We start from the raw sequence: 25,002 nt of genomic DNA, 5'->3' as shown, positions 1-25,002 counted from the left end.
AAATATTCGTTATATAATTATATCTATATATAATGCGGCCTGACTGCCTTAAAACTCACTTCTGCCATTTTTGTTGATGTACATCTGCTGGTCAGCCTGCCGTACCACACTGCCTACAGACAAGCCGCCGTCGTATACCGCATGCCCCATGGACACGGACGGCATCACCGGCTCCTTCTGCCTGTATATCTCAAGCTGCCTGTCCAGCTCCTGGCGCAGCTGCCCGAAATCCACCTTTTTCAGATAGCCTTTCCGCAGAATCAGGCAAAACTCGTCACCGCCCAGGCGATAGATGTATCCCAGCCGGCCGCAGGTCCTGCGCAGGCAGCTTGCCACATACTGCAGCACCACATCGCCTTTTTCATGGCCATAGGTATCATTTATGTATTTGAACTTATTTACATCAAACATGATTATAGCCGTCGGATAATCAATCTTCTTCAGGTGATTGGTATAGCAGCGCCTGTTCAGCAGCCTTGTCAGGGCATCAGTCTGAATCCCGATATCCAGAAAGTAGACGTAAAACATGGTGGCGGCTATAGCTACTGCCAGAAAGGTCGTATAGCACTCGCCAGCAAACTCATTCTCCCCCACTCCGACGGTAAGGGAAATAATGCTCATTAACAGCATCCAGCCGTTGCGGTTCTGATATACCCAGCTGCACCTGTACACCTCCCGGTACATGACAAAGATGCCCAGCGTATAAAAGGATACATACACCCTGAACCAGTCCCCCCGCACAAAATAGTTGGCACTGTCTATGTAAAAAATCCACTCCGTAAAGCCGGTAGTACACTGCAGAATTGCATTGAAGGCAAAAAGCGGCACCAAAAAACGATTGCGGTTAATAGCGCCCAGAACTCCCAGCATAAACAGCACTACCACAGGTGCCAGCGAATATTCAAGGCTGACTATCAGCCCGTGCAGCCACACCGGGCACACCTGGGAACCGTTCAGGACACCCCTGCCCCAATCCAGCAGGGCGCAAATCAGAATTGTAGAAAAACCGCGCAAAAAAGCCACCCTCATGTGCTCGTCCACGGATTCCGACATATATGTCTGCACCAGCATGGTCAGCATGAACATACAGGTTATGCTCAATACAGAAGTAGGAACCTCCATACAATCATCCCTTTGAACAAAATAATCACTTGTGATTATACCATAAGTCCCACTAATAATACTAGTACCTAAAACAAAAATACCCTGCCAGAATACAAACTTCTGACAGGGTATTATTTCACAACCGAAAATCAATGGCCGAAAATCAGGAACAGATGCCTGCCATCGGCAGATTACTCCTTATCTTCCTTGACCTTCTTCTTTACATGGGTGCGGATAGAAAGCTCCTTCAGCTGCTTCTCGTCAACCTCGGAAGGTGCCTGGGACATGACGTCGGACGCACTTTGGGTCTTAGGGAAAGCAATAACGTCGCGGATGGACTTTCTCTTTGCCATCAGCATAATCAGGCGGTCAAGGCCGAAGGCCAGTCCGCCATGAGGCGGTGCACCGTACTTGAAGGCATCCAGCATAAAGCCGAACTTGCTGTGGGCGGCCTCGGCAGTCAGGCCAATAGCCTCGAATACCTTCTCCTGAATATCGTTCTGATAGATACGCAGGGAACCGCCGCCAATCTCCACGCCGTTGAGAACCATATCATAGGCAATGGCCTTGACACGGCCCGGATCAGAGGTAAGGTACTGGACATCCTCGTCACGCGGTGCGGTGAACGGATGGTGCATAGCCTTCCAGCGCTTGTCCTCTTCGCTGTACTCGAACATCGGGAAGTCAACAACCCACAGGAAGCTGAGCTTGTCAGGGTCAATCAGGCCGCGGCGGCGTGCCATCTCAAGGCGCAGCTCGCCCAGAGCCTGAGCCACAACCAGCGGCTTGTCAGCAATAACCAGCAGCAAATCGCCAATCTTGGCGCCGGTAGCCTGCCTGATGTTCTCAAAGGTTTCATCAGAATAGAACTTCTTGAACGGAGACTTGATGCCTTCCTCGGTATACTGAATCCACGCCAGTCCCTTGGCACCGTAGCCCTGAACATACTGCACAAGGCCGTCCAGCTCGCGGCGCGGAATATTGGCATAGCCCTCGACATTGATGACCTTTACCTGCCCGCCATTTTCCAGCACGGACTTGAACACCTTGAAGTCAGAGCCCTGTACATGCTCGGAAATATCCATCAGCTCCATGCCAAAGCGCAGGTCAGGCTTGTCAGAGCCGTAGCGCTCCATAGCCTCATCCCAGGTCATGCGCAGGAACTTCTCAGGGATTTTCCTGTCCAGAGCCTTGTCAAAAATCTCACCCATCATGCCTTCCATCATGGTCAGGATGGTCTCCTGATCAATGAAGGACATCTCGATGTCCAGCTGGGTAAACTCAGGCTGACGGTCAGCGCGCAAATCCTCATCGCGGAAGCAGCGCACAATCTGGAAATACTTCTCCAGACCGGACAGCATCAGAATCTGCTTGTAAATCTGCGGAGACTGCGGCAGGGCATAGAACTCGCCCGGATTGAGGCGGCTAGGCACCAGAAAGTCACGGGCCCCCTCCGGGGTGGACTTGCAGAGCATCGGCGTCTCAATCTCCAAAAAGCCGTTCCTGTCGAAGTAATCGCGCATAATCTTGGTTACGCGATGGCGCAGCATGAGATTCTTCTGCATCTCAGGACGGCGCAGATCAAGATAGCGATACTTCAGGCGCAGCATCTCATCCACCTCGATGCCATCCTGAATGTAGAATGGCGGCGTCTTTGCCTTGTTGAGAATGCGCAGCTCTTCCACTACAACCTCAATCATGCCGGTAGCCATGTTAGGATTCACGGTTTCCTCGGAACGGGCACGCACGCCGCCGCGGACAGCCACCACAAACTCGTTGCGGATGGTCTCGGCCTTGTGGAATGCCTCCTCGCCGATAGCCGCCTCGTCGATAACCACCTGCACCAGACCGGAACGGTCACGCAAATCAACAAAAATCAGTCCGCCGTGGTCGCGGCGGCGGGAAACCCAGCCGCAAAGAACAACCTCACTGCCTACATGGTCAGCACGCAGCTCACCGCAGTGATGGGAACGCTTCAAACCTTCTAAAGTATCCATCTAAAACTTTCACCTCATAAAATCTAATTATCATCTAATCGAATATTTTTTTCGCAACTGTCATTATAACAAACTCACCAAAAGCTGACAATGATTTTGCCAAATGTTATGCCTTAATTTTCCCAATCACCCCGGAAATGGCCACCTTTTCCTGCTGGCTGTCGGACATGCTGCGGAGCATAACCACGCCCTCGGCAATCTCATCATCACCGAGGATGAGGGCATAGCGCGCCCCCAGCTTGTTGGCCTGCTTCATCTGCGCCTTCATGCTGCGGCCGGCAAAATCCATGGCCGCAGACAGGCCGGCACTGCGCAGCTGGTTCAAGAGCTTGAACCCTTCGGACTGGGCGGCCTCACCCAGCGCCACCACATAGGCATCCACACTGCGGCTCTTCTCCGGCAGCAGGTTCTGGCTCTCAAGGGCCAGAAGCAGGCGCTCAAGGCCGGTAGCAAAACCCACGGCAGGGGTAGGGCTTCCGCCCATTTCCTCAATCAGCCCGTCATAGCGGCCGCCGCCTGCCACGGCACTCTGGGCCCCCAGCGGCGGATACTTGATTTCAAAGGCAGTCTTGGTGTAGTAGTCCAGCCCCCGCACCAGACGAGGGTCATGCTGGAAGCTGATGCCGGCATTAGTAAGATATTCCTGCAATTTGGCAAAATGTCCGCTGCACTCCTCGCACAGGCAGTCGGTAATCTTCGGTGCATCCGCCATGTACGGCTTGTCACTGTCCTTCTTGCAGTCCAGAATGCGCAGCGGGCTGCGGTCAAAACGGCTGCGGCAATCCTCGCACAAATCATCCAGCTTATCCCGGAAGAAGTCCTGCAGCATGGTGCGATACCTGCTTCGGCAATTCGGACAGCCCACAGAATTGATGGACAGCTCCAAATCCTTCAGCCCCAGTCCCTCCAAAAGGCTCATGGCCAGCAGGATTACCTCTGCATCAACCGCAGGATTGGCCTCTCCCAGCGCCTCCACGCCAAACTGATGGAACTCACGCATGCGCCCCGCCTGGGGACGGTCATAGCGGAACATGGAGCCGATATAAAACAGCTTCACCAGATTGGACTCCGCATAGAGCTTGTTCTGCAGATAGGCACGGACAGCCGAGGCCGTATTCTCCGGGCGCAGGGTAATGCTCCTGTCCCCCCTGTCGGTAAAGGTGTACATTTCCTTGTCCACCACATCGGTTCCCTCGCCGATGCCACGCTGAAAAAGCTCCGTATGCTCAAAAATCGGGGTCCTGATTTCGCTGTAGCCAAAGCGGCGGCACAGCTCACGGATTTCACCCTCCACATAATTCCAATCGCCTACTGTATCCGGCAGTATATCCTTAGTACCACGAGGTGCATTTGTCAACATTCCTCTTTATCCTCCTGTCATCTCATAATTCCCATATATCTGTATCTAACACACGCCTTAAGCACCCATAGCGGCAGATATGGCTTTTTCCATGCCTGCAGCCTATGTCTGCGGCCTGCCGTAGATTTCCTCCAGCAGTGCCCTGCGCTTTTCGATGTATATATCAATGTCCCGCTCATAGGTGGCCAAATCCTTGGCATTAAAGACGGATTTCAGCCTGTTTTCCCGAAAATCCACCACCTTGCTGGTAGCGGCACCGCCAATGCCCAGAATGGTCTGCTGTTCCTCCATAATCTGGATATTGTACATGCTCTCCGCGCCTTCGCGGCTGCAGCCCACGTTTTCCATCTGGCCGCTCATATAGCCCTGACGATAGAGATAATAGGGCTTCAAGCCTGCCCTGGTCACATAGTCCATGGCCACCGCAAACATCTCGCGGCAGGTATCATCGTCCGGCAGCTCATAATCCGCCAGATTCATCTTCAGCCTTGAGCCGCGCTTGAGCGCCAGTGAATGAAGGGTAATATCATCAGGCGCCAGTGCTATAATCTGCTCCATGGTGCTTCTGACATCCTCCACCTTTTCCCCCGGCAGGCCGATAATCAAATCCATGTTGATTTCCGGAATTCCCGCCCGGCGGAGGTTATGAAACATTTCCGACACGGCCTCCACCGTATGATTTCTGCCGATGCGCTTCAAGGTGCGCTGCTGCATGGTCTGGGGATTGCAGCTGACACGGGTGACGCCGCATTCCTGCATGACGGCAAGCTTTGCCCCGGACATGCTGTCAGGCCGCCCGGCCTCCACCGTAAACTCCACCGTATGCTCACAACAGAAGCTGTCCCTCACCAGATGAAGCATTTCGGCAAAATAATCGTCCGGCAGGCTGGTGGGCGTGCCGCCCCCCACATAAACGGACTGCACCTTGAAGCCATAGCCCTGCACCAGCTCCCTGACTGCCAGCAAATCCTTGCGAAAGGCAACCATAAACCGCTCTATGCCCTTCTGCCCCGGCAGGATATTGGCGGGAAAGGAGCAGTACAGGCATCTGGTCAGGCAGAAGGGTATGCCCACGTAGATGCTGATGGTCTTTTTGTCCGTCCGCGCCAAAAAAGGCCGCTGGCGGATGGCCATATCCGTAATGGTCACGGATTTCTCATCACTGGCGGCATAATCCTCCTTCAGCCTCGCCACCACCTGATCACGGCTCAGTCCGTCGTTCAAAAGGCGGTGAACAATCTTCGTGGGCCGAACCCCGTGCAGAATGCCCCAGGGCGCCTCCGGAAAGCCGAATTCCTGCCGCAGCAGGTGGTACAGGTTCAACTTTATCAGGCGGTGCTTCCCGGCCTCAAAACGCTCACTGCCCCTGCCTGTACCGGTTCGCTCCATGCTGCGGCGGCTGCCGTCAGCGGCAGTATAATGCACAACAGTCCGCACCACCGGCAGTTCTCCCGGACGCTCCGTCATGGGCGAGGAAGTTTCCCCCGGCACGCCCTCCGTAAAATTCTCTATTTTCAGCTCCAGCAGGTCATAAGCATCGTTATTTATCAGCTCCGCCTGCTTTTCCGGGCTCTTTCTGTAGGGGAGCTTTTCCACCGGCACCGGCAGCTCCATCTTAAAGAGGTTCAGCACCTCCCGTACCACCTTGCAGACTACCTGATGCTGGCTGTTGAGAAAAAAATCCTTAATTCGCAATTTCGTTCCGGCACTCCTCACACAGTCCAAAGAACTTCACCTGATGGTCAGTTACCTTGAAGCCGCATTTTCTCATAATATCCGCTTCCAGGTCATCCAGCATATCCTCGGAGAACTCGATTACCTTCTTGCATCTCGTGCATATCATGTGATGATGCTGATGGGAATTAGGCTCCGTCAGGTTCAGCTCATAACGCGAGCAGCCATCGCCGAACTCAATCTTCTGCAGGATGCCTATTTCCTTGTTGCACAAAAGCTCCAATGCCCTGTACACAGTGGCAAGCCCTATATCGGCAGATTTCTGCTTCAGGGTATCGTGAACTTCCTCTGCGCTGAGGTGTACTCCGGGATTATTCACAAAAACCTCCAGCACTACTTTTCGCTGATGCGTGAGCTTATATGGGCTATTTTGCAGTTTCTGCTTTAAGTCGTCCAAAGAGTATGTAGCTGACATAACGGCAGCCTCCTTTATCCGTAAAATTCAAATACAATATATTATATCAGAGATACATACAAAAAGCAAAAAAATAAGCCGCGGGACTTTAGAATAAAAGCCGCGGCATTATTAATTTTATCCCTGCTGCAAATACGGATTGCAACGGCGCTCCCTGCCCATGCGGGTGGCAGGGCCGTGTCCCGGATACACCTTGGTTTCATCAGCCACCTGCGCCAGAGCCACGTTCACGGAATGCAGGATTTCGTGATAATCTCCCCCCGGCAGGTCGGTGCGCCCCACACTGCTGGCAAACAAGGTGTCACCGCTAAAGAGGCAGCCGCCGCCATAAAGGCAGATACCGCCCTTGGTATGGCCCGGCGTATGGATAACCTTCAAACTTGATTTGCCGAAATTAATCACATCCCCGTCCTTCAGCAAAATCTCCGCCGGCTTCTTCCTGCCCACAAACACGCTGTACACAGCCATTTCCTCCTCGCTGGCAGTCAGCATGGGCGCATCCTCGCCGTGGATTGCCAGCTGAACTCCCAGGGCATCCCGCAGCACATCCACTGCGCCGATGTGATCCCAATGGCCGTGGGTATTCACCAAAAGCTTCACATCAATGCCATTATCCTTGACATAGGCAAGAATTTCCTGCCCGTTGTCACCGGCATCAATAATAATGCCCTCACCGGTTTCCTCATCCTTCAGCACATAACAGTTTTCCTCAATCGGCCCCACTACCAGGGTATCTACACTAAAGCTCATTTCACACCTCACATGTTTTATCCCGCACGGCCTATACAGCCATGTCAATCATTTCCGGCCGCTTTGCCGCCCTCACACCTGCCTGCCATGCTTCGTATTATTATTATCCACAGTGCTTGCCATGGCGCGGCTTACGCTGAACACATCCTTCAGCCTGCGGATTTTGCCCATGACCAGTGACACCTGCGCCGCATTGTGCACCTCAAGGCTCATGATGATCGTCGAAGTCTTGTTGCCCTTGTTGGCCTTGGCATTCACGGCGGACACATTTATCTTCATTTCCGCAGGCACCGACAGGACGCTGGTCAGCACACCGGAAGCATCGTTGCAGATAATCTCAATCTCCACCGTATAATCCTTGTCCAGTCCGATATCCCAGTTGACGTCAATCACCCGGGTGGTGTCCCCGTCGTCGGACAGCACATTCGGGCAGTCCGCCCGGTGGACGGAAACCCCGCGTCCCTTGGTGATATAGCCCACAATCGGGTCCCCCGGAATCGGGTTGCAGCACCTGGCCAGACGCACCAGCATACCGGACTCGCCCTCCACCAGAATACCGTGGCTGGCCTTGTTCTTGCGGGAATTGTTGTGCTGCTGCTTGATGGTTTCCAGCATCTCGCTGACATCCGGCGGCGTTGCCGCCTTGATGGCCTTCTTGTGATGCTCAATCAGCTTGGCAATGACGCCGTTGACTGCCACGCCGCCATAGCCTACCGCCGCCAGCATATCCTCGTCATTATTGATGTTGAATCTCAGGCAGACGGAGTTCAGCCATTCATCCCGCAGCAAATCCTTCGGCTCATAGCCCAGCCTTTTCGCTTCCTTCTCAAGAAGCTCCCTGCCCCGGATGACATTTTCCTCCCGCTTCACCTTCTTGAACCAGGAGCGGATTTTTGCCCTGGTATCAGAGGAAGCCACAATATTCAGCCAGTCACGGCTAGGGCCGTTATTCGCCTTGTTGGTGATGATGGCCACCTGATCGCCGTTTTTCAGCTTGTATTCCAGCGGCACGATCTTGCCGTTGACCTTGGCGCCCACGCAGTGATGTCCCACCTCCGTATGGATACGGTAGGCAAAATCAATCGGCACGGAGCCCTTCGGCAAATCAATCACATCGCCATTAGGGGTAAATACGAATACCTCATCGGAAAAAATATCCATCTTCAAGGCTTCCAGATATTCGGTCGGGTCATTCACCTCGTGCTGCAGGTTCATCATCTGGCGGAGCCAGGAAATCTTTTTCTCATAATCGTTGCCGGCACCTACGCTGCGCCCTGCTTCCTTGTACTTCCAATGTGCCGCCACGCCGTATTCCGACACCTTGTGCATGGCAAAGGTGCGAATCTGGATTTCCAGCGGGTAGCCTCTGGTCATGACCGTGGTGTGCAGGGACTGATAGCCGTTGGACTTCGGCATGGCGATATAATCCTTGAACCGCCCCGGAATAGGCTTCCACATGGCATGGATAACCCCCAGCACCGCATAGCAGTCCTTTACATTGTGCACCAGCACCCGCACTGCCGACAGGTCATAAATCTCGCTGATGTCCTTGTTATCACGCTTCATCTTGCGGTAAATGCTGTAAAAATGCTTCGCCCTGCCGCTGATTTCCGCCTTGATACGGCTCCTGATGAGCTTGGTGTGTATCTGCAGGATGGCGTCCTCGATAAACCGCTGGCGCTCCTGCCGCTTCTGCTTGACCTTTTCCACCAGGTCATAGTAAAACTCCGGCTCCAGATATCTGAGGCACAAATCCTCCAGCTCCCACTTGATGTTGGAAATACCCAGGCGGTTGGCGAGAGGCGCATACACCTCAATGGTTTCCTTGGCAATGCGCTTCTGCTTTTCCTCCTTGACGAATTTCAGGGTGCGCATATTGTGCAGGCGGTCAGCCAGCTTAATCATGATTACCCTGATGTCCTTCGCCATAGCCAGGAACAGCTTGCGGTAGTTCTCCGACTGCTGTTCCTCACGGGACTGATACTTGATTTTGCCCAGCTTGGTAACGCCGTCAATCAGCATTGCCACCTCGGAGCCGAAAATATCCTCCATCTGTGCCTGTGAATAGGTGGTATCCTCAACCACATCATGAAGAATTGCCGCTGTGATGGTGGTGCTGTCAATCTGCAGCTCTGTAAGAATTTTTGCCACGCACAAAGGATGAATAATATAATCCTCACCGGAGGCGCGCTTCTGCCCGCCATGGGCCGCATTGGCAAGCTCGTAGGCCTTGCGCACCAGCTCCACATCGGCGTGGGGCTGATATTTCAGCACCGCATTGATCACCTCATCAATGGATACCTCGGCCGTTGCGCTTGCCACCTCCGGTATGTAAATATTGACATCGTTCTGTCCCTTTTTCTCCAACATAAAAACCACCACCAACTATTTTCTACTGCTTTCAGAAAACATTATAGCACATTTTCAGCTATTTAACCTTCTAAAAGTAGGGGAATCATGCAAATCCATTTTCTGTGCCGCGCGGTTCAGCTCCAGATAGCCATCCGGCGTCCCTGTCAGAAGCCCCAGCTCCAAAAGCACCTCCACCGCGTCAGCCACATTCTGTTCTTCCGCACTGCAGCCTTCCAGCCTGGCCTGCATGGCCAGCCAGCTGAGGTCGGCTGACAGCCTGTGTCCGCCATCCAGCCTGCCGCGAAGGAAAATATAAATCTTTTTCATGAACTCCCTGTCCACACTTGTTTCCTGCTGCCGCGGCACCGGCTCATCCAGTGAGCGCACCATGCACTGCAGATTTCTCACATCACGCCATTCGTTGATGCCGGCGGAATAAACCATATCAAAGCCGCCCCTGGCCACACGCTCCAGCTCCTCCGGCATGTTGAAGCCTATGGCATCCACGAACCTGCCCCTGTCAGAAATGGTAAATTTCAAATGCCTGGCATCTGCCCCTTTCAGCTCCGGGTTGATGCAGCTAAGGCCCCGGCAGGCAAACAGGGGCGATTCATTTTTCATGCCGCAGGGCTCCAAAAGGGCCAGCTCCTCCACCATTTCCATAGTCATTTCTGCCGGTGAAATCTCCATATCAATATCATAGCGGGGAATATACTGGGCCGCTGTCATCTGGCGCCTTGCTTCCGCCTCCAGCATATCCCGGAGCATATCGATATTTTCCTCCCTGACCGTCAGGCCGGCCGCCATTTCATGTCCGCCAAACTGCACCAGGGCCGGCTGGCAGGCAGTAAGCGCCTTGAAGAGATTAAAGCCGGGAATACTGCGGCAGGAGCCCTTGCCCACACCGTCCTTGACACTGATGACCACCGTCGGCAGGTAGTATTTCTCCTGCAGGGATGAGGCCACCAGCCCCAGAACGCCGTGGTGCCACTCCCTGCCCGCCACCACGATAACCCTCGCATTGCCGATGTCCATGGACTGCAGCTGCGCCTCCGCCATGGCCTGAATTTCTTCTTTCAGCTCCTTGCGGGTATTGTTCAGCTCATTCAGCTGCTGTGCCATTTCCCTGGCCATGTCCTCATTCTCGGACAGCAGCAGCTCCACGCTGAGGCGGGCGCTTTTCAGCCTGCCTGCCACATTGATGCGCGGCGCCAGCACAAAGCCGATGCTCATGCTGTCAATCTCGCGGTTGCCCAGCCCCGTCGCTTCAATCAGGGCACGTATCCCCACAAAGGACGAATCCTTCATGCGCTTCAAGCCCTCGGAAACAATCTTTCTGTTCTCGTCCACCAGCGGCACTGCGTCTGCCACCGTGCCCAGTGCCACAATCTCCAGCCCCGGATTTTCCGCCGGTGCCTTTTTCATGCTCTGCCACAGGGCCTGGCACAGCTTGAAGGCAATGCCCACCCCGGCCAGCTCCGCGCAGGGATACTCTGAATCCTGCCGATGGGCATCTATCACCGCCACCGCCGGCGGCAGCTCATCCCCCGGCAGGTGATGGTCAGTCACCACAAAATCCATGCAGTCCTGCATACTGCGCAGCTCCTCCACGGACTTGATGCCGCAGTCAACGGTAATCACCAGGCTGGTTCCCTGGCTGTGCATGCGCTTCAACGCATCCAGATTGACGCCATACCCTTCCGTAAAGCGGTCAGGAATGTAATAATCCGCCCAGCCCCCCAGCTGCTGCAGCGTCCTCAGCAGCACGGTGGTAGCCGTAATGCCGTCGGCGTCATAATCCCCGTACACCACAATCTGCTCCCTGGCCTCGATGGCCGCCCTGATGCGCTTTACAGCCTTGTCCATGTCCGGCAGCAGGTAGGGGTCGTAATACTCCCTGTCCTCCGGATGCAAAAATTCCCTGGCCGCCGCCGCATCATCAATTCCCCTGTTCAGCAGGATTCCCGCCAGAAGCGGCGATACTCCCAGCTCGGCCGCCAGCACGGCCGCTTTCTTCTTGTCCTTTTGTCTGATGTTCCAAATTTTTCGCATATAAATCTTCTTCCTAAAAATCAGCATGCCTGATGCCCGCGCCACATACGGGCGCTACCGCATACAGTTAAATTCTTTCTAAGAAAATATATTCGTTATATATTGCAAAAATCCTGCCTGTCACACAAAAAAAGCGCATATTGAAGAAAAATTTTTCAACACACGCTTCTTTGCAGCTATTCACCTGTAATAATCATGCCCGGCTGGCACCCCGTCCGGAAGCTATCTGTCTTCCTCCAGGCGCATCAGCATAAAGCAGAAGTCGGAAATACGGTTCAGCAGGATCCTGTCCTGATCCGGCACAATTTCATTTTTTGCCAAATCCCACATAACACGCTCGGCACGCCTTGCCACTGTTCTTGCCAGGTCAAGGCAGGCACCGCCCTTAGTTTCGCCAGGGATGAGGAAACCGTGGAGAGGCTCCATCTGCTCCTCCATCTTGTCCATCATATCCTCAAGGTACACAACATGGTCATGGGTAATCAACGGCTCGTAGTCATTCAGGCTGGCCAGGTCGGTCATCAGAAGCCCGTTCAGCTTCTGCAGGCGCAGGCACAGATCCTTTACCTTTTCGTTTTCACAAAAGGCCCTTGCCATGCCCAGGGCAGAACCAAACTCGTCCAATGCACCATAGGCCTTGACCCTCCACGAATTTTTAGCAATTCTCTGACCGGTACTCAGGTCGGTCATACCGCTGTCGCCTCTAGCAGTGTACAGGCTCATCTTCATTCCCCCTCAAATTTAATCATAAATCTCGGCGGCATTAAAGAAAATAGAAATCTCCCGTGCGGCATTCTCCGGCGAATCAGAGGCATGCACCGCGTTGCGGCTGCCGCTGGCGGCGTACAGCCTGCGGATCGTCCCTTCCTCCGCCTCGGCAGGATTTGTCTTGCCGTTGATGGCGCGCACATTGGCAATAGCACCCTCGCCCTCCAGTACCATGGCGACAATCGGGCCGGAAGTCATAAAGCCCATCAAATCATCATAATAAGGACGTCCGATATGCTCCTCATAATGCCTGGAAGCCAGCTTTTCATCCATCTGCAGCATCTTCATTGCCAAAATCTTCAAGCCCTTTTCCTCGTAGATTTTAACGATGTCGCCGATGTGTTTACCCCTCACGGCATCCGGCTTTATAAGCACCAAAGTTTTTTCCATTTTCTCAATACCTCTCTTGTTACTTGTCTCTACTGGTATAATTCTACACCTCAGGCAAAAATCCTGCTTTTCAGAAAAAATTCATCTAACAAATTTCTGCCGAAAATTACTTGTTCCCCATGATTTCCGCATAAACCTGTCCCAGCTTGTAGTAATTCTCAGTGGATGCCTTCAGGGCCTCCAGCTCATCATCCCGCAGGGCGCGCACCAGCTTGGCAGGGTTGCCGTATACCAGCGAGCCGGCCGGAATCTTCTTGTGCTGTGGGATAAAGGAATTGGCTCCTATAACGCAGTTGTCGCCTATCTCGGAGTAACCAATCAGCACGCTGCCCATGCCTATCAGGCAGTTGCTTCCCACCTTGCTGCAATGCACCACCGCATTGTGACCGATAGTCACATGATCGCCAATCTCCGTAGGTGCGTCACTCATGGTATGAATCGTGGCGTTATCCTGTATATTGGTATGCTCACCGATAATAACCTTGTTCACATCGCCGCGAACCACAGCCCCGAACCACACATTGGTGCCCGAGCCCATCTTCACATCACCCACTACAGAAGCACTAGGCGCAATAAAAACATCATCAGCTAAATCAGGATTGATATCCTTGTACGGATAAATTGCCATAAAAATCACCTTCCTGGAACACCTGCGGCTGACGTGATGAATATGCTTAACACTGCGGTGACAGCAAAGGACAAATCATCCTGCCAGCCCACTTACATTTCTTTTGTATTATTATAACAGAAAACCCTCTAATTTGCTATAGTTTAATTAGTTTTGTTTATGGCATTATATTTTCCAGTATTTGCCTGCACGCTTCCAGCTGCTGTCTTTTCACCCAGTCGCCGATTTTTCTGCCGGTCAGGTTCCGGGGCGCATCGGAGCCAGATATCCTGCCCATGGCGGCGATGATTTCCTCCGCATGCTCAAGATAAGGCGGCAGACCCCTGTTGTCCGCGCCGATAATGATTTTTGTGTCACCGACGGGCAGCTCCGCCTCCACCGCCTTCATCATCAGGAGCAGCTCGCAGATTTTCGGCGGCTTGGAAAGGCGGGGCGCCCGCATGTGCTGGCTGATGATGAACCTCGCCGCCTTCAGCCACACCGACGGCAGGGTTACGCGGCGATTCCAGCCGGCCAGCACTTCCAGTCCCTTTGCCTCATGGCCGTAGTGATGGGGCAGCATTTCCACAGGCGTTGCCCCCTTGCCCAGGTCGTGGCAGAGAGCCGCAAAGCGTGCCGTAACATTCTTCGTCTGCCCGGCCACCTGGTCCACAATCAGCATGACATGCTCAAAGGCATCCCCCTCCGGATGATAGGCCTCCGGCTGTGTCTTGCCTATGAGGGCATGGATTTCCGGGAAGGTATCCTCCAGCAGGCCTGCACTGTGCAGCAGGCGGAAAAACAAGGATGGCCTGTCCGTTGCCAGCGCCTTCTTCAGCTCGCCCAGAATCCGCTCCCCCGGCTCTTCCCTGAGCTCCCTGCGGCACTTGTCCATGGCCGATATCAGCTCCGGCGCAGGCCTATAGCCCAGCTTTGCCGCAAACCGCGCCGCCCGGAGAGCCCGCACCGGATCCTCACCGAAGCGCTCCGAAACAGGCCGCAGCACACCGGCCTCAATATCAGCCCGCCCTCCGTATAAATCCACAATTCTGCCGCTGTGCAAGTCCATGGCAATGCTGTTCACCGTCAGATCCCGCCGATACAAATCCTCTTCAATGGTGATAAACCTGTCCGCCTCTGCCGAAAATCCCCGATAGCCACTGCCTGACTTGCTTTCCCTGCGGGCCATCGCCACCTCGCATTGCCTGCTTCCCCTGCCGTCAGCGGCGTCAATAGGCAGCAAAAAAACAGGAAAGGACCTGCCAATGAGAATGCCCTCCGGAAATATCCTCCGGAACCGCTCCACATCAAGGCCCGTCACCACATAGTCCTTGTCCTCCGGCTTTTCTCCCCGCAGAAAATCCCTCACCCAGCCGCCAACCACAAAGGCATTTCCGCCGGCTTCTTTCACCCTTGCCACAAATTCCGCTTCCAGCATAACCACATCTCCTGACAATACCTGCAGCATCCCCGCAATCACCGCATAATATCAATAATCTGCACAGGCTGAACGGGCTTTACAGCTTGCACAGTACCACACAACGCTTTAATAACGCACAAAAACAGGCTGACTTTATTATACAGCATATAATAAAATCAGCCAAACAATACAAATTTTAAATAACTGTTGCCCCGGTACCGTCAATGTCAAAGACATGGTACTCGGACTTCACATTGTTTCTGGCAAAAGCATCACGCATCGCCATGCCCACGGCCTCGGCATTCTCCACCGTGAAGGCAATCAGGCACGGGCCGGCGCCGCTCATGCTGGCACCCAGCGCACCTGCCGCCCTGGCGGCCTTGAACACATCATACATGCCGGGAATCAGCTTGGCACGATATGGCTGATGCAGGGCATCATCAAACACACTGCGCAGGAAGCTCTTGTTGCCCTTGCAGAGCGCCGCCGTCAGCATGGCCGCCCGGCCGATGTTGAACACAGCATCCTTCATAGGCACCTCGGCAGGCAGAACCGCCCTTGCCGCCTTGGTAGGCAGGAAGAAATCCGGCACCGTCACCACCAGCTTCAACGGCAGCTTTGGCAGCAGCGAAAAGCACTCCGGCTTGCCATTCCTGACAATGCTGATGGTAAAGCCGCCAAAGATGGCCGGCGCCACATTGTCAGGATGCCCCTCTATCTCCGTCGCCATCTGCAAAAGGTCACGGTTGGTAAAGGGATTGCCCAGGCACTCGTTGGCCGCCTTCAATCCGCCCACAATAGCCGTAGCACTGCTGCCAAGCCCCCTTGACAGCGGCACGCCATTATTCATCCTGATAATGGCTCCCTTATACTCCTGCTCCTTGCCGGCCCTTGCCAGCAGCTTCTGAATGGACCGCCACACGATGTTCCTGTCATCAACAGGAATATTGCCGGCGCCATCACCTGTAATCTCTATGTCAAGCCGTTCCTCACGCAGAAGGGTCAGCTCCAGCTCGTTATAAATGGTACACGCCACGCCCAGACAGTCAAAACCGGGGCCGCAGTTGGCTGAGGTTCCGGGAACCCTGACCTTTACACTTTTTAATTCCATCGGAAAGCCTCCTAGCTCAGTTCTCCTCCACGCGGATAATGCTCCGGATGCTGTCAACAACCTTCAGCTCTTTCAGCACATCAGCCGCCTTCTGCAGATTCCTGTGCTGTACCACATGGGTAACAGCCACAATCTCGGCATGGGCGCCCACCTTGCGCGTCTGGATAACGGACTTCAGGCTGACACCGCTCTCACCAAAGGCCGTAGCGATAGACCCCAGCACACCCGGCTCATCATCCACATGCAGGCGCACATAGTAGGAGGATTCCGTCTCCTCAATAGGACAGAACTCGCGGCTGTTATAGCAGGTACAGCCAATCACGGAATGTACGTGGCTGACAATATTCCTTGCCTCACCGATAATGTCCGCCACCACGGCAGAAGCGGTCGGCAGGGAACCGGCCCCACGGCCGTAGAACATGGCATCACCGATGGCATTGCCACGGAGGAAAATCGCATTGAACACATCCTTGACAGAGGCCAGCGGATGACTGCTAGGCAGGAATACAGGATGAACCCGGACGTTGACGCCCTTCTCGCCATAATCCTTCGCCACAGCCAGGAGCTTGATGACATAGCCCAGCTCGTTGGCATAGTTGATATCAGCCGGTTCAATATGGGTAATTCCTTCCACGGAAACCTGATCCAGATTGATGCGGGTATTAAAGCCGATGGATGCCAGAATAACCGCCTTGCGGGCCGCATCCCAGCCCTCCACGTCAGCGGCAGGATTGGCCTCGGCATAACCCATGGCCTGGGCTTCCTTCAGGATGCTGGCATAATCCGAGCCATCCTCTGCCATCTTCGTCAGCATGTAGTTGGTCGTGCCGTTGACAATACCCATAATCTCGCTGATGCGGTTGCCGGTCAGGCACTCCTTCAAAGGGGTAATAATCGGGATACCGCCCCCCACGCTGGCCTCAAACTTGAAATCAACACCCTTGGCCTCCGCCATATCAAAGAGGTCGTGACCGAACTGTGCCACCACATCCTTGTTGGCTGTAACCACATGCTTGCCGTTTTCCATAGCTTTCAGCATGTACTCACGGGCAGGGTGCTGGCCGCCAAGCAGCTCCACCACAATATCAATCTCCGGGTCATTCAGGATATCATCCGCATTATCAGTCAGCTGGATTCCCTCCAGATACTCGCGCTTTTTGGTCAGATCCCTGACCAGCACCTTCTTTATGGCAATCCGCCCGCCAACCTTCTTGCTGATATCATCAGCATTTTCCTTCAGAACCCTGACAACTCCGGTACCTACAGTGCCGGAACCCAAAAGGCCTATACTAATTTCCTTGGACATAAAACAAAAAATTCTCCTTCTAAGTCAAATCACCGGGAAAAAACGCGCCGCATCAGGCCTGAGCCTGTCCCAGTACCTCCATGCGCTTCACGCCGTCAACCATGCGCAGCTTGTCCAGAAGCGCCTCCAGATCAACCGACATGTTGGCAGTTTCAATGGATACGGTAGCGTTGGCAACCCCCTGCAGAGGTATGCCCTGATTGATGGTCAGCACACTGCCGGAATCCCCGGAAATGGTGTTCAGCACGCTGGACAATACGCCCCGCTTATGCTCCAGCAGAAAAGTGAGTGTCACAATCTTGTTCTGGCTGGCCTCATAAAAAGGAAATACGTAATCCTTGTACTTGTAATAAGCGCTGCGGCTCAGCTCCATGCGCTCCACCGCCTCGTTGATGGTGCGGGCATCGCCGCGCTTCAGCATTTCCTTTACCCGGATGGTTTTCTTTATAGCTTCTGGCAGAATTTCCTCACGCACGAGAAAATAACCGTTTTTTTCTGATTTACTCATTTTTGCTTCCCTCCGTACACCCTAAAAAGATGTTTTTCTACATACAAGGGATATTATAGCACGATAAATGTAAACTTGACAATAGTACCAGTAGACATTTGTAAAAATTTTTTAGTATAATAGATAAAAAACACCAAGGAGCTGAAACTGATTATGTTTACTGGAAAAACCATCAACATGGGCGTAATAGGCAATCCCATTGCCCACTCCCTTTCCCCTGCCATGCAGAATGCGGGCATTCAGGCCGCAGGGCTGGACTATGCCTATATCGCCATGCCGGTGCTGAACGAAAATCTGGAAGCGGCGGTGAAGGGGCTTAAGGCGCTGGGCTTTTGCGGCTTTAACGTCACAATCCCCCACAAGCAGGCCATCATGGAATACCTGGATGAAATACACGAGGATGCCAAAATCATCGGCGCCGTCAATGCCGTCAAAAACGAAAACGGCCATCTGACGGGCTACAACACCGACGTGACAGGCTTTATTGACGGCATGAAGCAGGAGGGCTTCTCTCCCTCCGGCAAAAATGCCATCCTGCTGGGTGCCGGCGGCGCCGCCCGGGCCATCATCTGGGGCCTTATCAAAGAAAGGGTCAGCACCCTCACCATCGGCGTACGGAACGTCGCCAAGGTTCAGCCTGTTGCGGAGTATTTCCGCCAATACATGCACATTGAGGTGCTGGACTGGCACTCTGACGAGTTTGCCGCAAAGCTGCCCCGGGCACAGCTCCTGATAAACTCCACCCCCCTGGGCATGACACCGGCTACAGATGCCATGCCGCCTGTGGACTGGGACAGGGTAAGCCCCGATGCCTTTGTCTATGACATCATCTACACCCCTGCCGAAACCCTCTTCCTCAAAACTGCCAGGGAGCATGGCTGCCGGACGCTCAACGGCGAGGCCATGCTGGTCGGGCAGGGCGCAGAGGCCTTCCGCCTCTGGACAGGCCTGCAGCTGCCACGGGAACCGATGGCGGCAGCGCTCCGATCGGCCCTCTGCCCGACTTCCGGAAAATCATAACTGCACAGAAACAGCGCATAGCGCACAGCAAAAATGACCGAAGACGCCAATCCCCTGCGCATCCTCGGTCATTTTATTGCACTTTTATTTTTATTTTCTCATGTCTGTCCTGAAGAATGCCGCCCTGCAGGCTATACCCCTGCCTGCAGATTGCGCTCAGGGCCAAGCTGCGTCAGAATCTCCCGCAACGACCCCAGTTCCTCCTTGTTGAAGGAAATCCCCTTGCCCATCCGTCTGTGGTCAGGCGACCATGAGCGCAGCTCATACCGCGGCTCACCGCCATTCCAGGCCACCAGGTTGATTTCCTTCGTCCAGCCATTTCTCGCTGTTGATATCACCCCCAATTTCTTTTTTATATCGTATACAAGACTATCTTCTGCTACCAGATTTACATAAGCCATTGCTCATCCCCCTGCTGAACATTTCTTAAAATTCGTAATTGTCGTGCACTTAATTACAAATTAAATATAGCATTGTTGCAGAAGGATGTAAATACTGTATTGCTTCACATATCAAGTTTTTTCAGAGAATATCACAAATCTTTTTAGGTTTTTTTCACATTATTCCCTGCCAGCGGGCGAACAAATTGTTCTTTACGCCCAGATTATCGCAAATTTTGCCGACCAGCATATTCACCAGATCCATAATTGTGTCAGGCCGATGGTAAAATCCCGGGCTCGCCGGAATAATCACGGCGCCCATCCGGCTCAGCTTCAGAAGATTCTCCAGATGCCCGGCATGCATCGGCGTTTCCCGCGGCACCACAATCAGCTTGCGCCCCTCCTTCAGCATGACATCCGCCGCACGGGTCAGCAGATTATCCGTGATGCCGCCGGCAAGACAGCCGCAGGTGTTCATGGAGCAGGGTGCTATTACCATGGCATCCGCCTGAAAAGAGCCGCTGGCAATGGCCGCTCCCACGTTATGCACATTGTATATCTTGTCCGCCACCAGAGCTATATCCTCCAATGTAGTATCACATTCGTACTGAATCACCCCGACGCCGCTGTCCGAAATCACCACATGAACCTGATGACCGGCGTTTTTCAGCACCTCTATGAGCTTCAGCCCGTAGATACTGCCGCTGGCACCGGTAATGCCCACTATAATCTTCATACCATACATCCTCTCTTCACATCAGGCTTCAAAAGCACCCCTGATGTGATTTACGCTCATCTGCCCTGCAGGAGTGCGCATCACTTCCAGCACATCAAAACGGAAGCGGCTGCCCTCCAGCCCTTTGCCGCGGATATACCAGCCGGCACTCCTGATAATCTTCTGCTGCTTGAAAGAATCCACTGCCGCACCGGGCCTGCCAAACCTGCCGGACCTCCTTGTCTTTACCTCGGCAAAAATCACCAGCTCACCGCATCTGGCAATAATATCAATCTCTCCCGCAGGACAGCGGTAGTTCTGCTCCACAATACTGCAGCCATGCGTCGCCAGATACTGCGCCGCCAGTGCCTCACCGCGCCTGCCAAGTTCCTTGCTGTCCACCAGTATTACAGTCCCTTCATCGGCGGCTCCTCCAGGATTTTTTCCCTGCGCCGCCTGTCAATCCTGTACACATAGGCCAGTATTTCTGCCACCGTAGTGTACAGCTCCGTTGGAATTTCCTTATCCAGCTCCAAAGCCATCAGCATATTGACCAGGGACTTGTTCTGATAGACAGGCACCTGTCCCTTTTTGGCCGCTTCCAGTATGTTTTCCGCCACATGACCCTTGCCTTTGGCTACCAGCTTTGGCGCCTTGTTTTTTTCCATGTCATACTTGATGGCAACGGCTTTCTTTTCGGCCTGCGGATCCTCCTCCGGCTCCTCCCTGGGCTTCATTCTATCCTTCAGCAATTACTTCACCGTCCCCACCCTCAAATCATTCAAATGAACCGATGTATCATACAGTGCCTTCCTGATGTCGGGCAGATACTCGCCAAAGGCCCGCACGGCCTCCTGATCCGAAAACTGAATCCGCAGATTGAGGTTGTTGCCCTCATAAAGCTGGCAGACTATGTCCACCGCCCCGATATTTTCCGTCAGCACACAGACGCGGAACCAGGTATCCTTCCTCGTCCTGCCCTGCTCATCTTCATGGGACGGCTCATCGTAGAGATTGATGTAGGCCGGATAGCTCTGCTCATTTTCCCCGATATACAGCGGCATGACAAAACTGATGGACTTCTGCCCATCCGCCCTGTAGCTGCCCTCGCTGCTGACTGCGCCCTTCATGGAGGAAATCACCGTCCTGATTTCCTTGCTGGCATTTTTCAGCTCCTTCGCCCGGATGCCCTTCAAGGTTCCCAGCTCCGCCAGCTGCAAGAAGGCCCACAGCTTCGGCAGTCCTTCCATGCCCTGCTGCTGGCCTGCCTGCTGGACAGCGGCAGGAATATTGCTCTGCACCATCCTCAGCAACAGGTTCAGCTGCTTTGCATCCTGCTGGCTCAGGGCCTCCTGACTGCCATTGACAAAATCCTGCAGAAGCTGCACATCCTTTGCTGTCATACTGCTGTCCTTCAGCAGAAGCTGTGCCATATCCTTGAAGGCCGCCACCGTCTGCTGGTTGTTGGCCAGCTGCAGCTGCGGCGCCTGCTGCTGACTGTGCTGGGGATTTTTCACCACACCGGTTTCCTGAGTATAGCCATAGCGGCTGAAAATCTGCCTGAAAAGAGGGTTGTTTTCCAGCTCGGCGGCCTGATGGGAGGTATTTCCCTGCAGTGCATTGGCATTAGGATTAGGATTTGCACCGGCATTGGCATTGGCACTGACTGACTGGCGGCCGCCATTTTCCTGCACGCCGCTCTCCCTGCCGGTCATCATCTGCCCGGCCTGCTTTGCCTGCCCATTTGCGCTGGCATCCGTATTGGCAGCCGTATTGCCATTGGCATTGACATTCGCAGCTCCACCGGCTCCGGCTGCCGCGCCCATACCTGCTCCGCCGGAGCCGGTACCTGTAGCACTGCCAGCATTACTGCCCCCTGCCAATGCATCCGCTGCCGTATTTACGTTAGCACCGCCATTCACGTTGACACTCACGCCCTGACCTGCACCTGAACCGATGCCTGTATTGATGTTTGTGGCAGCTGCGCCGGAATTTGCTGCCGGCATTCCGTTGCCGGCATTCAGCAGGCTGCCGCCTGCGGCACTTCCCGCCGCATTTCCTGCATTGCCACCTGCAACGTTAGTGCCTGATGATGAAGCGGCCGAACTATTACCGGCGGTCAAAGGACGCGGGAACAGCACATCTATCAGCTGCTTCAGGGCACCGGCCGCCCCGTCTTCCTGTACTGCCGCCTGCGGCGCCTGTCCTGCGGCCATCAGCTGACCTGACAGCTGCTGCAGAAGCCGCACAAAATCCCCCGGCATACCTTCCGTACTGCCGCTGTTCAAAAGCTGGAAAGCCAGCTTGTTCAGCTGCACCAGCTCCAAATTGCCACTATTGCCTGACAGAATTCCTTCACCCACCAGATTTCTGATATTGGCCATCATCACCTGCAGGGCATCAGTCAGCTCCCCTGCCATAACGCCGCCGCTATCCTGCATGCCTGCCAGCTGGCCGGAGGAAGCCGCATTGACCTCTGCCATGCTGCCAAGCTGCTGGAAAATCCGCCCCAGCGTGGTAAGCTGCTCTATCGAATACCGCTCGCTGGCCATAGCACTGCCCAGCCCCTCGCCCAGAGAGCTTTCCAGGGAAAACGCATTCCGCACCACATTGTTTATCATCTGCTGCAGCTGTTTCGGCAGTACAGCCTCCGTCCCCAGACGGCTGTTGGCAACCTTATCCAGCACTGCAGACATGTTATCCACAGAATTAGTAAATTTGACATCGGTCTGCTTGGCAAAGGCCGAGCTGGAACCGCCATCCTTATTTATTGCTATGCGGTCTGTTTTGGTTTCTGCAGTCCTGCCTGCAGGCTGTATAGAAGGACCTACCGCTGTATTTACATTTGTGGGCATGACGTACCTCCCCGAAAATAATCACATTATCTCTTTTCCATTATGGAACGGACAGGTTCAAAAGTCAGACGATGAATAGGGCATGGACCATACCTCCTGACAGCCTCCACATGCTCCGCCGTGCCATATCCCTTATGGCTGGCAAAGCCATACTGCGGATACTGCCTGTCATACTCATCCATCAGACGGTCACGGGCAACCTTGGCAATAATGGAGGCCGCCGCTATGGAGGCTGACCTGGCATCACCTTTAATCAGGGACAGCTGGGGCATAGGCAGCCTGTCCAGATGCACGGCATCTATCAGCACCATCTGCGGCTTCTGTGGCAGGCCATCTATTGCATCGTACATGCCCTGCATGGTAGCCTGCAGTATGTTAATCCGGTCAATCACGGCAGAATCCACAAAAACCTGCTTTACAGCCACGGCCTTTGCCATAATCTCATCGTACAGCTCATCCCGCACCCGGGCACTCAGCTTCTTTGAATCATTGAGGCGCGGCAGCATGAGCTTTTCCGGCAGTATCACAGCGGCTACAGAAACAGGGCCTGCCAGCGGCCCCCTGCCCGCCTCGTCCACACCGGCGACCAGCTCACAGCCTTTTTTTATTGCTTCCTGCTCGTACTGATACATGGACAGCAATCTCTGCCGCTCTTCTGCCAGCCTTGCCTGCTGACGCTCATACTTCTGCAGGAGCTTGCCTGCCGCAGCCCTTCCATCCTGTCGGCATGCCGCCAGCAAATCCTCCGTCACCTGCCCGGATTTGAAAAGCCGTTCCAACTCTTTTATCGTCAATTTGCTAATATCCATATACACTTACCCATAAATTCTTCACAGGATACAGCCCTTCAAGCCTGTCCTGCGTCAGCTTCCTGCCCTGCCTTTGTGCCATCCTCTTCCTCCGTCGGCGGCTTGTCAAGGCTGACAGTTCCCAGCTTGCCGCTTCTGAAATCAGCAAGCACTATGCGCTGTGCCTTCTCCGTATCAACGATGCCGCCCTTGACCAGACAGCCGCGCTTCCTGCCTATGAGCTCCAAAAGCTCGTGCGGCTCTGACGGCAGCTCCCCTGCCAGCTTGTACCTCTCCCGCAGCCTGTCAGGATACATTGCCGCCATCGTCTGCAGAAATACCCCTGTAATCAGCTCACGGTCGATAGCCTCATCATTGATGGCCCCCGTAAATGCCAGCTTCAGGCCGGCAGTCATATCCTCGAACTTCGGCCACAAAATACCCGGCGTATCCAGAAGCTCCAGACTGCCGCCCAGACGAATCCACTGCTTGGCGCGTGTCACACCCGGCTTATCGGCTGTTTTGGCCTTGTTGGAACCGGCCAGCCGGTTAATCAGCGAGGACTTGCCCACATTGGGAATGCCCAGAATCATGACCCTGGCCGCCCTGGCCTTTGCCCCCTTGCTGACCAGCTTATCCGTCATCGGCTTCGCCAGATTCTCCGTCATGGCTACCAGCTGCTTGATGCCGCGCCCCTGAGGTGCATCCACTGCCACGGCAGGAATTCCCTGCCTGCGGAAATAAGCCACCCATTCCTTCGTCACCCCGGCATCCGCCAGATCAGACTTATTCAGTGCCACCAGCCGCGGCTTTCCCGCAATAATCTCCTGCAGCATAGGATTGGCACTGCTGTATGGAATCCGCGCGTCCAAAAGCTCAATCACTACATCCACCAGCTTCAGGTTGTCTGTGATGATATCCCTGGCCTTCTTCATGTGACCAGGATACCACTGGATTTGGGGCATTGGTGTTTTAATCGTATTTTCCATTCGATATAGTCCTCATCAATCTTTTATAGTATTTCCACAAAACCGCATTTTTATTGGTCATGTGGTCAAATATCTAAACACAGTTTCTTAATACATCCTATATTGTCCTAAACCGTATTTTCCCGTATTTTCATAGAAAAATCCGCGTTTGCTGACAAAATGTTGACAAATGGTAGACAAGGAAGGTACAAGAAAACAAGTTCTGTAAAAATTATAACATACCAATCACCTGACAGCAAGCAAAATACCAGAAACACATATTTATAAATTTCAGTTTTTCGTAGTGCTTGATTGTTACTTCGAGCATATATTGAATATAGTTTGACATTTTGTGGACTCTGTTCAGACATTTAAAGGGACAGTCTGCGGCAGTACCCTCAG

General features: G+C 53.8%; 23 protein-coding genes. 1 reads left to right on the top strand and 22 read right to left on the bottom strand.

Features of this window, described 5'->3' with window-relative positions; all coding sequences use genetic code 11:
- Nucleotides 1–48: 48 nt before the first annotated feature.
- From ACI3UA_RS07200 to ACI3UA_RS07130, 15 genes are all read right to left on the bottom strand, one after another.
- Nucleotides 49–1,122: a GGDEF domain-containing protein gene (locus ACI3UA_RS07200; protein ID WP_439724138.1), complete on the bottom strand. Its 1,074-nt coding sequence runs from the start codon at nucleotides 1,120–1,122 to the stop codon at nucleotides 49–51.
- A 173-nt stretch (nucleotides 1,123–1,295) separates the two neighbouring features.
- Nucleotides 1,296–3,101 (bottom strand): aspartate--tRNA ligase, encoded by a 1,806-nt coding sequence (aspS, locus tag ACI3UA_RS07195; RefSeq protein ID WP_439724137.1) that lies wholly within the window; start codon nucleotides 3,099–3,101, stop codon nucleotides 1,296–1,298.
- Nucleotides 3,102–3,207: 106 nt separating this feature from the next.
- Nucleotides 3,208–4,461 (bottom strand): histidine--tRNA ligase, encoded by a 1,254-nt coding sequence (gene hisS, locus ACI3UA_RS07190; RefSeq protein WP_439724136.1) that lies wholly within the window; start codon nucleotides 4,459–4,461, stop codon nucleotides 3,208–3,210.
- Between the two features lie 102 nt (nucleotides 4,462–4,563).
- Nucleotides 4,564–6,156: a coproporphyrinogen dehydrogenase HemZ gene (gene hemZ / locus ACI3UA_RS07185; RefSeq protein ID WP_439724135.1), complete on the bottom strand. Its 1,593-nt coding sequence runs from the start codon at nucleotides 6,154–6,156 to the stop codon at nucleotides 4,564–4,566.
- Nucleotides 6,146–6,610, bottom strand: a complete 465-nt coding sequence (locus ACI3UA_RS07180; protein ID WP_439724134.1) for a Fur family transcriptional regulator — start codon at nucleotides 6,608–6,610, stop codon at nucleotides 6,146–6,148. Before ACI3UA_RS07180 ends, hemZ begins: the two co-directional genes overlap by 11 nt.
- 117 nt (nucleotides 6,611–6,727) lie before the next feature.
- A complete protein-coding gene (locus tag ACI3UA_RS07175; RefSeq protein ID WP_439724133.1) occupies nucleotides 6,728–7,360 on the bottom strand; it encodes an MBL fold metallo-hydrolase in 633 nt (210 codons plus the stop codon).
- 72 nt (nucleotides 7,361–7,432) lie between these two features.
- Nucleotides 7,433–9,730 carry a RelA/SpoT family protein gene (locus ACI3UA_RS07170; RefSeq protein ID WP_439724132.1) on the bottom strand — a complete coding sequence of 766 codons (2,298 nt, stop codon included), beginning with the start codon at nucleotides 9,728–9,730 and terminating at the stop codon, nucleotides 7,433–7,435.
- A 54-nt stretch (nucleotides 9,731–9,784) separates the two neighbouring features.
- Nucleotides 9,785–11,764 carry a single-stranded-DNA-specific exonuclease RecJ gene (gene recJ / locus ACI3UA_RS07165; protein ID WP_439724131.1) on the bottom strand — a complete coding sequence of 660 codons (1,980 nt, stop codon included), beginning with the start codon at nucleotides 11,762–11,764 and terminating at the stop codon, nucleotides 9,785–9,787.
- Nucleotides 11,765–11,986: 222 nt separating this feature from the next.
- Nucleotides 11,987–12,487: a cob(I)yrinic acid a,c-diamide adenosyltransferase gene (locus ACI3UA_RS07160; protein WP_154406550.1), complete on the bottom strand. Its 501-nt coding sequence runs from the start codon at nucleotides 12,485–12,487 to the stop codon at nucleotides 11,987–11,989.
- An 18-nt stretch (nucleotides 12,488–12,505) separates the two neighbouring features.
- Nucleotides 12,506–12,922 carry a nucleoside-diphosphate kinase gene (gene ndk / locus ACI3UA_RS07155; RefSeq protein ID WP_439724130.1) on the bottom strand — a complete coding sequence of 139 codons (417 nt, stop codon included), beginning with the start codon at nucleotides 12,920–12,922 and terminating at the stop codon, nucleotides 12,506–12,508.
- A 106-nt stretch (nucleotides 12,923–13,028) separates the two neighbouring features.
- Complete coding sequence (locus tag ACI3UA_RS07150) at nucleotides 13,029–13,550, bottom strand: gamma carbonic anhydrase family protein (RefSeq protein WP_439724129.1); 522 nt, start codon at nucleotides 13,548–13,550, stop codon at nucleotides 13,029–13,031.
- A 157-nt stretch (nucleotides 13,551–13,707) separates the two neighbouring features.
- Nucleotides 13,708–14,967: an HD domain-containing protein gene (locus tag ACI3UA_RS07145; RefSeq protein ID WP_439724128.1), complete on the bottom strand. Its 1,260-nt coding sequence runs from the start codon at nucleotides 14,965–14,967 to the stop codon at nucleotides 13,708–13,710.
- A gap of 178 nt (nucleotides 14,968–15,145) precedes the next feature.
- Nucleotides 15,146–16,060, bottom strand: coding sequence for a homoserine kinase (gene thrB, locus ACI3UA_RS07140; protein ID WP_439724127.1), 915 nt, complete (start codon nucleotides 16,058–16,060; stop codon nucleotides 15,146–15,148).
- A 16-nt stretch (nucleotides 16,061–16,076) separates the two neighbouring features.
- Nucleotides 16,077–17,366 (bottom strand): homoserine dehydrogenase, encoded by a 1,290-nt coding sequence (locus ACI3UA_RS07135; protein WP_439724126.1) that lies wholly within the window; start codon nucleotides 17,364–17,366, stop codon nucleotides 16,077–16,079.
- Nucleotides 17,367–17,418: 52 nt separating this feature from the next.
- Complete coding sequence (locus ACI3UA_RS07130; RefSeq protein WP_439724125.1) at nucleotides 17,419–17,874, bottom strand: ACT domain-containing protein; 456 nt, start codon at nucleotides 17,872–17,874, stop codon at nucleotides 17,419–17,421.
- A gap of 153 nt (nucleotides 17,875–18,027) precedes the next feature.
- On the opposite strand from ACI3UA_RS07130, the gene ACI3UA_RS07125 reads away from it, so the two are divergent.
- Entirely contained in the window at nucleotides 18,028–18,894 is an 867-nt protein-coding gene (locus ACI3UA_RS07125) for a shikimate dehydrogenase (protein WP_439724124.1), read from the top strand.
- A gap of 131 nt (nucleotides 18,895–19,025) precedes the next feature.
- Here the strand turns inward: ACI3UA_RS07125 and ACI3UA_RS07120 are convergent, their stop codons facing one another.
- The 7 genes from ACI3UA_RS07120 to ylqF form a co-directional block, all read right to left on the bottom strand.
- Nucleotides 19,026–19,295, bottom strand: coding sequence for a YdbC family protein (locus ACI3UA_RS07120; RefSeq protein WP_439724123.1), 270 nt, complete (start codon nucleotides 19,293–19,295; stop codon nucleotides 19,026–19,028).
- Nucleotides 19,296–19,449: 154 nt separating this feature from the next.
- Nucleotides 19,450–20,010, bottom strand: coding sequence for a UbiX family flavin prenyltransferase (locus ACI3UA_RS07115; RefSeq protein WP_439724122.1), 561 nt, complete (start codon nucleotides 20,008–20,010; stop codon nucleotides 19,450–19,452).
- A gap of 21 nt (nucleotides 20,011–20,031) precedes the next feature.
- Nucleotides 20,032–20,391, bottom strand: coding sequence for a YraN family protein (locus ACI3UA_RS07110; protein ID WP_439724121.1), 360 nt, complete (start codon nucleotides 20,389–20,391; stop codon nucleotides 20,032–20,034).
- A gap of 5 nt (nucleotides 20,392–20,396) precedes the next feature.
- Entirely contained in the window at nucleotides 20,397–20,726 is a 330-nt protein-coding gene (locus ACI3UA_RS07105; protein ID WP_439724166.1) for an EscU/YscU/HrcU family type III secretion system export apparatus switch protein, read from the bottom strand.
- A 15-nt stretch (nucleotides 20,727–20,741) separates the two neighbouring features.
- A complete protein-coding gene (locus ACI3UA_RS07100) occupies nucleotides 20,742–22,844 on the bottom strand; it encodes a hypothetical protein (RefSeq protein ID WP_439724120.1) in 2,103 nt (700 codons plus the stop codon).
- Nucleotides 22,845–22,870: 26 nt separating this feature from the next.
- Nucleotides 22,871–23,653, bottom strand: a complete 783-nt coding sequence (locus ACI3UA_RS07095) for a ribonuclease HII (protein ID WP_439724119.1) — start codon at nucleotides 23,651–23,653, stop codon at nucleotides 22,871–22,873.
- Nucleotides 23,654–23,691: 38 nt separating this feature from the next.
- Nucleotides 23,692–24,621, bottom strand: a complete 930-nt coding sequence (ylqF, locus tag ACI3UA_RS07090) for a ribosome biogenesis GTPase YlqF (RefSeq protein WP_439724118.1) — start codon at nucleotides 24,619–24,621, stop codon at nucleotides 23,692–23,694.
- Nucleotides 24,622–25,002: the final 381 nt, after the last annotated feature.

It is taken from the genome of Anaerovibrio sp. (assembly GCF_051866355.1).
Taxonomy (GTDB): domain Bacteria; phylum Bacillota; class Negativicutes; order Selenomonadales; family Selenomonadaceae; genus Anaerovibrio.
Note: the sequence above shows the minus strand (reverse complement) of the source record. Positions and strands in the feature narration are given on the sequence as shown.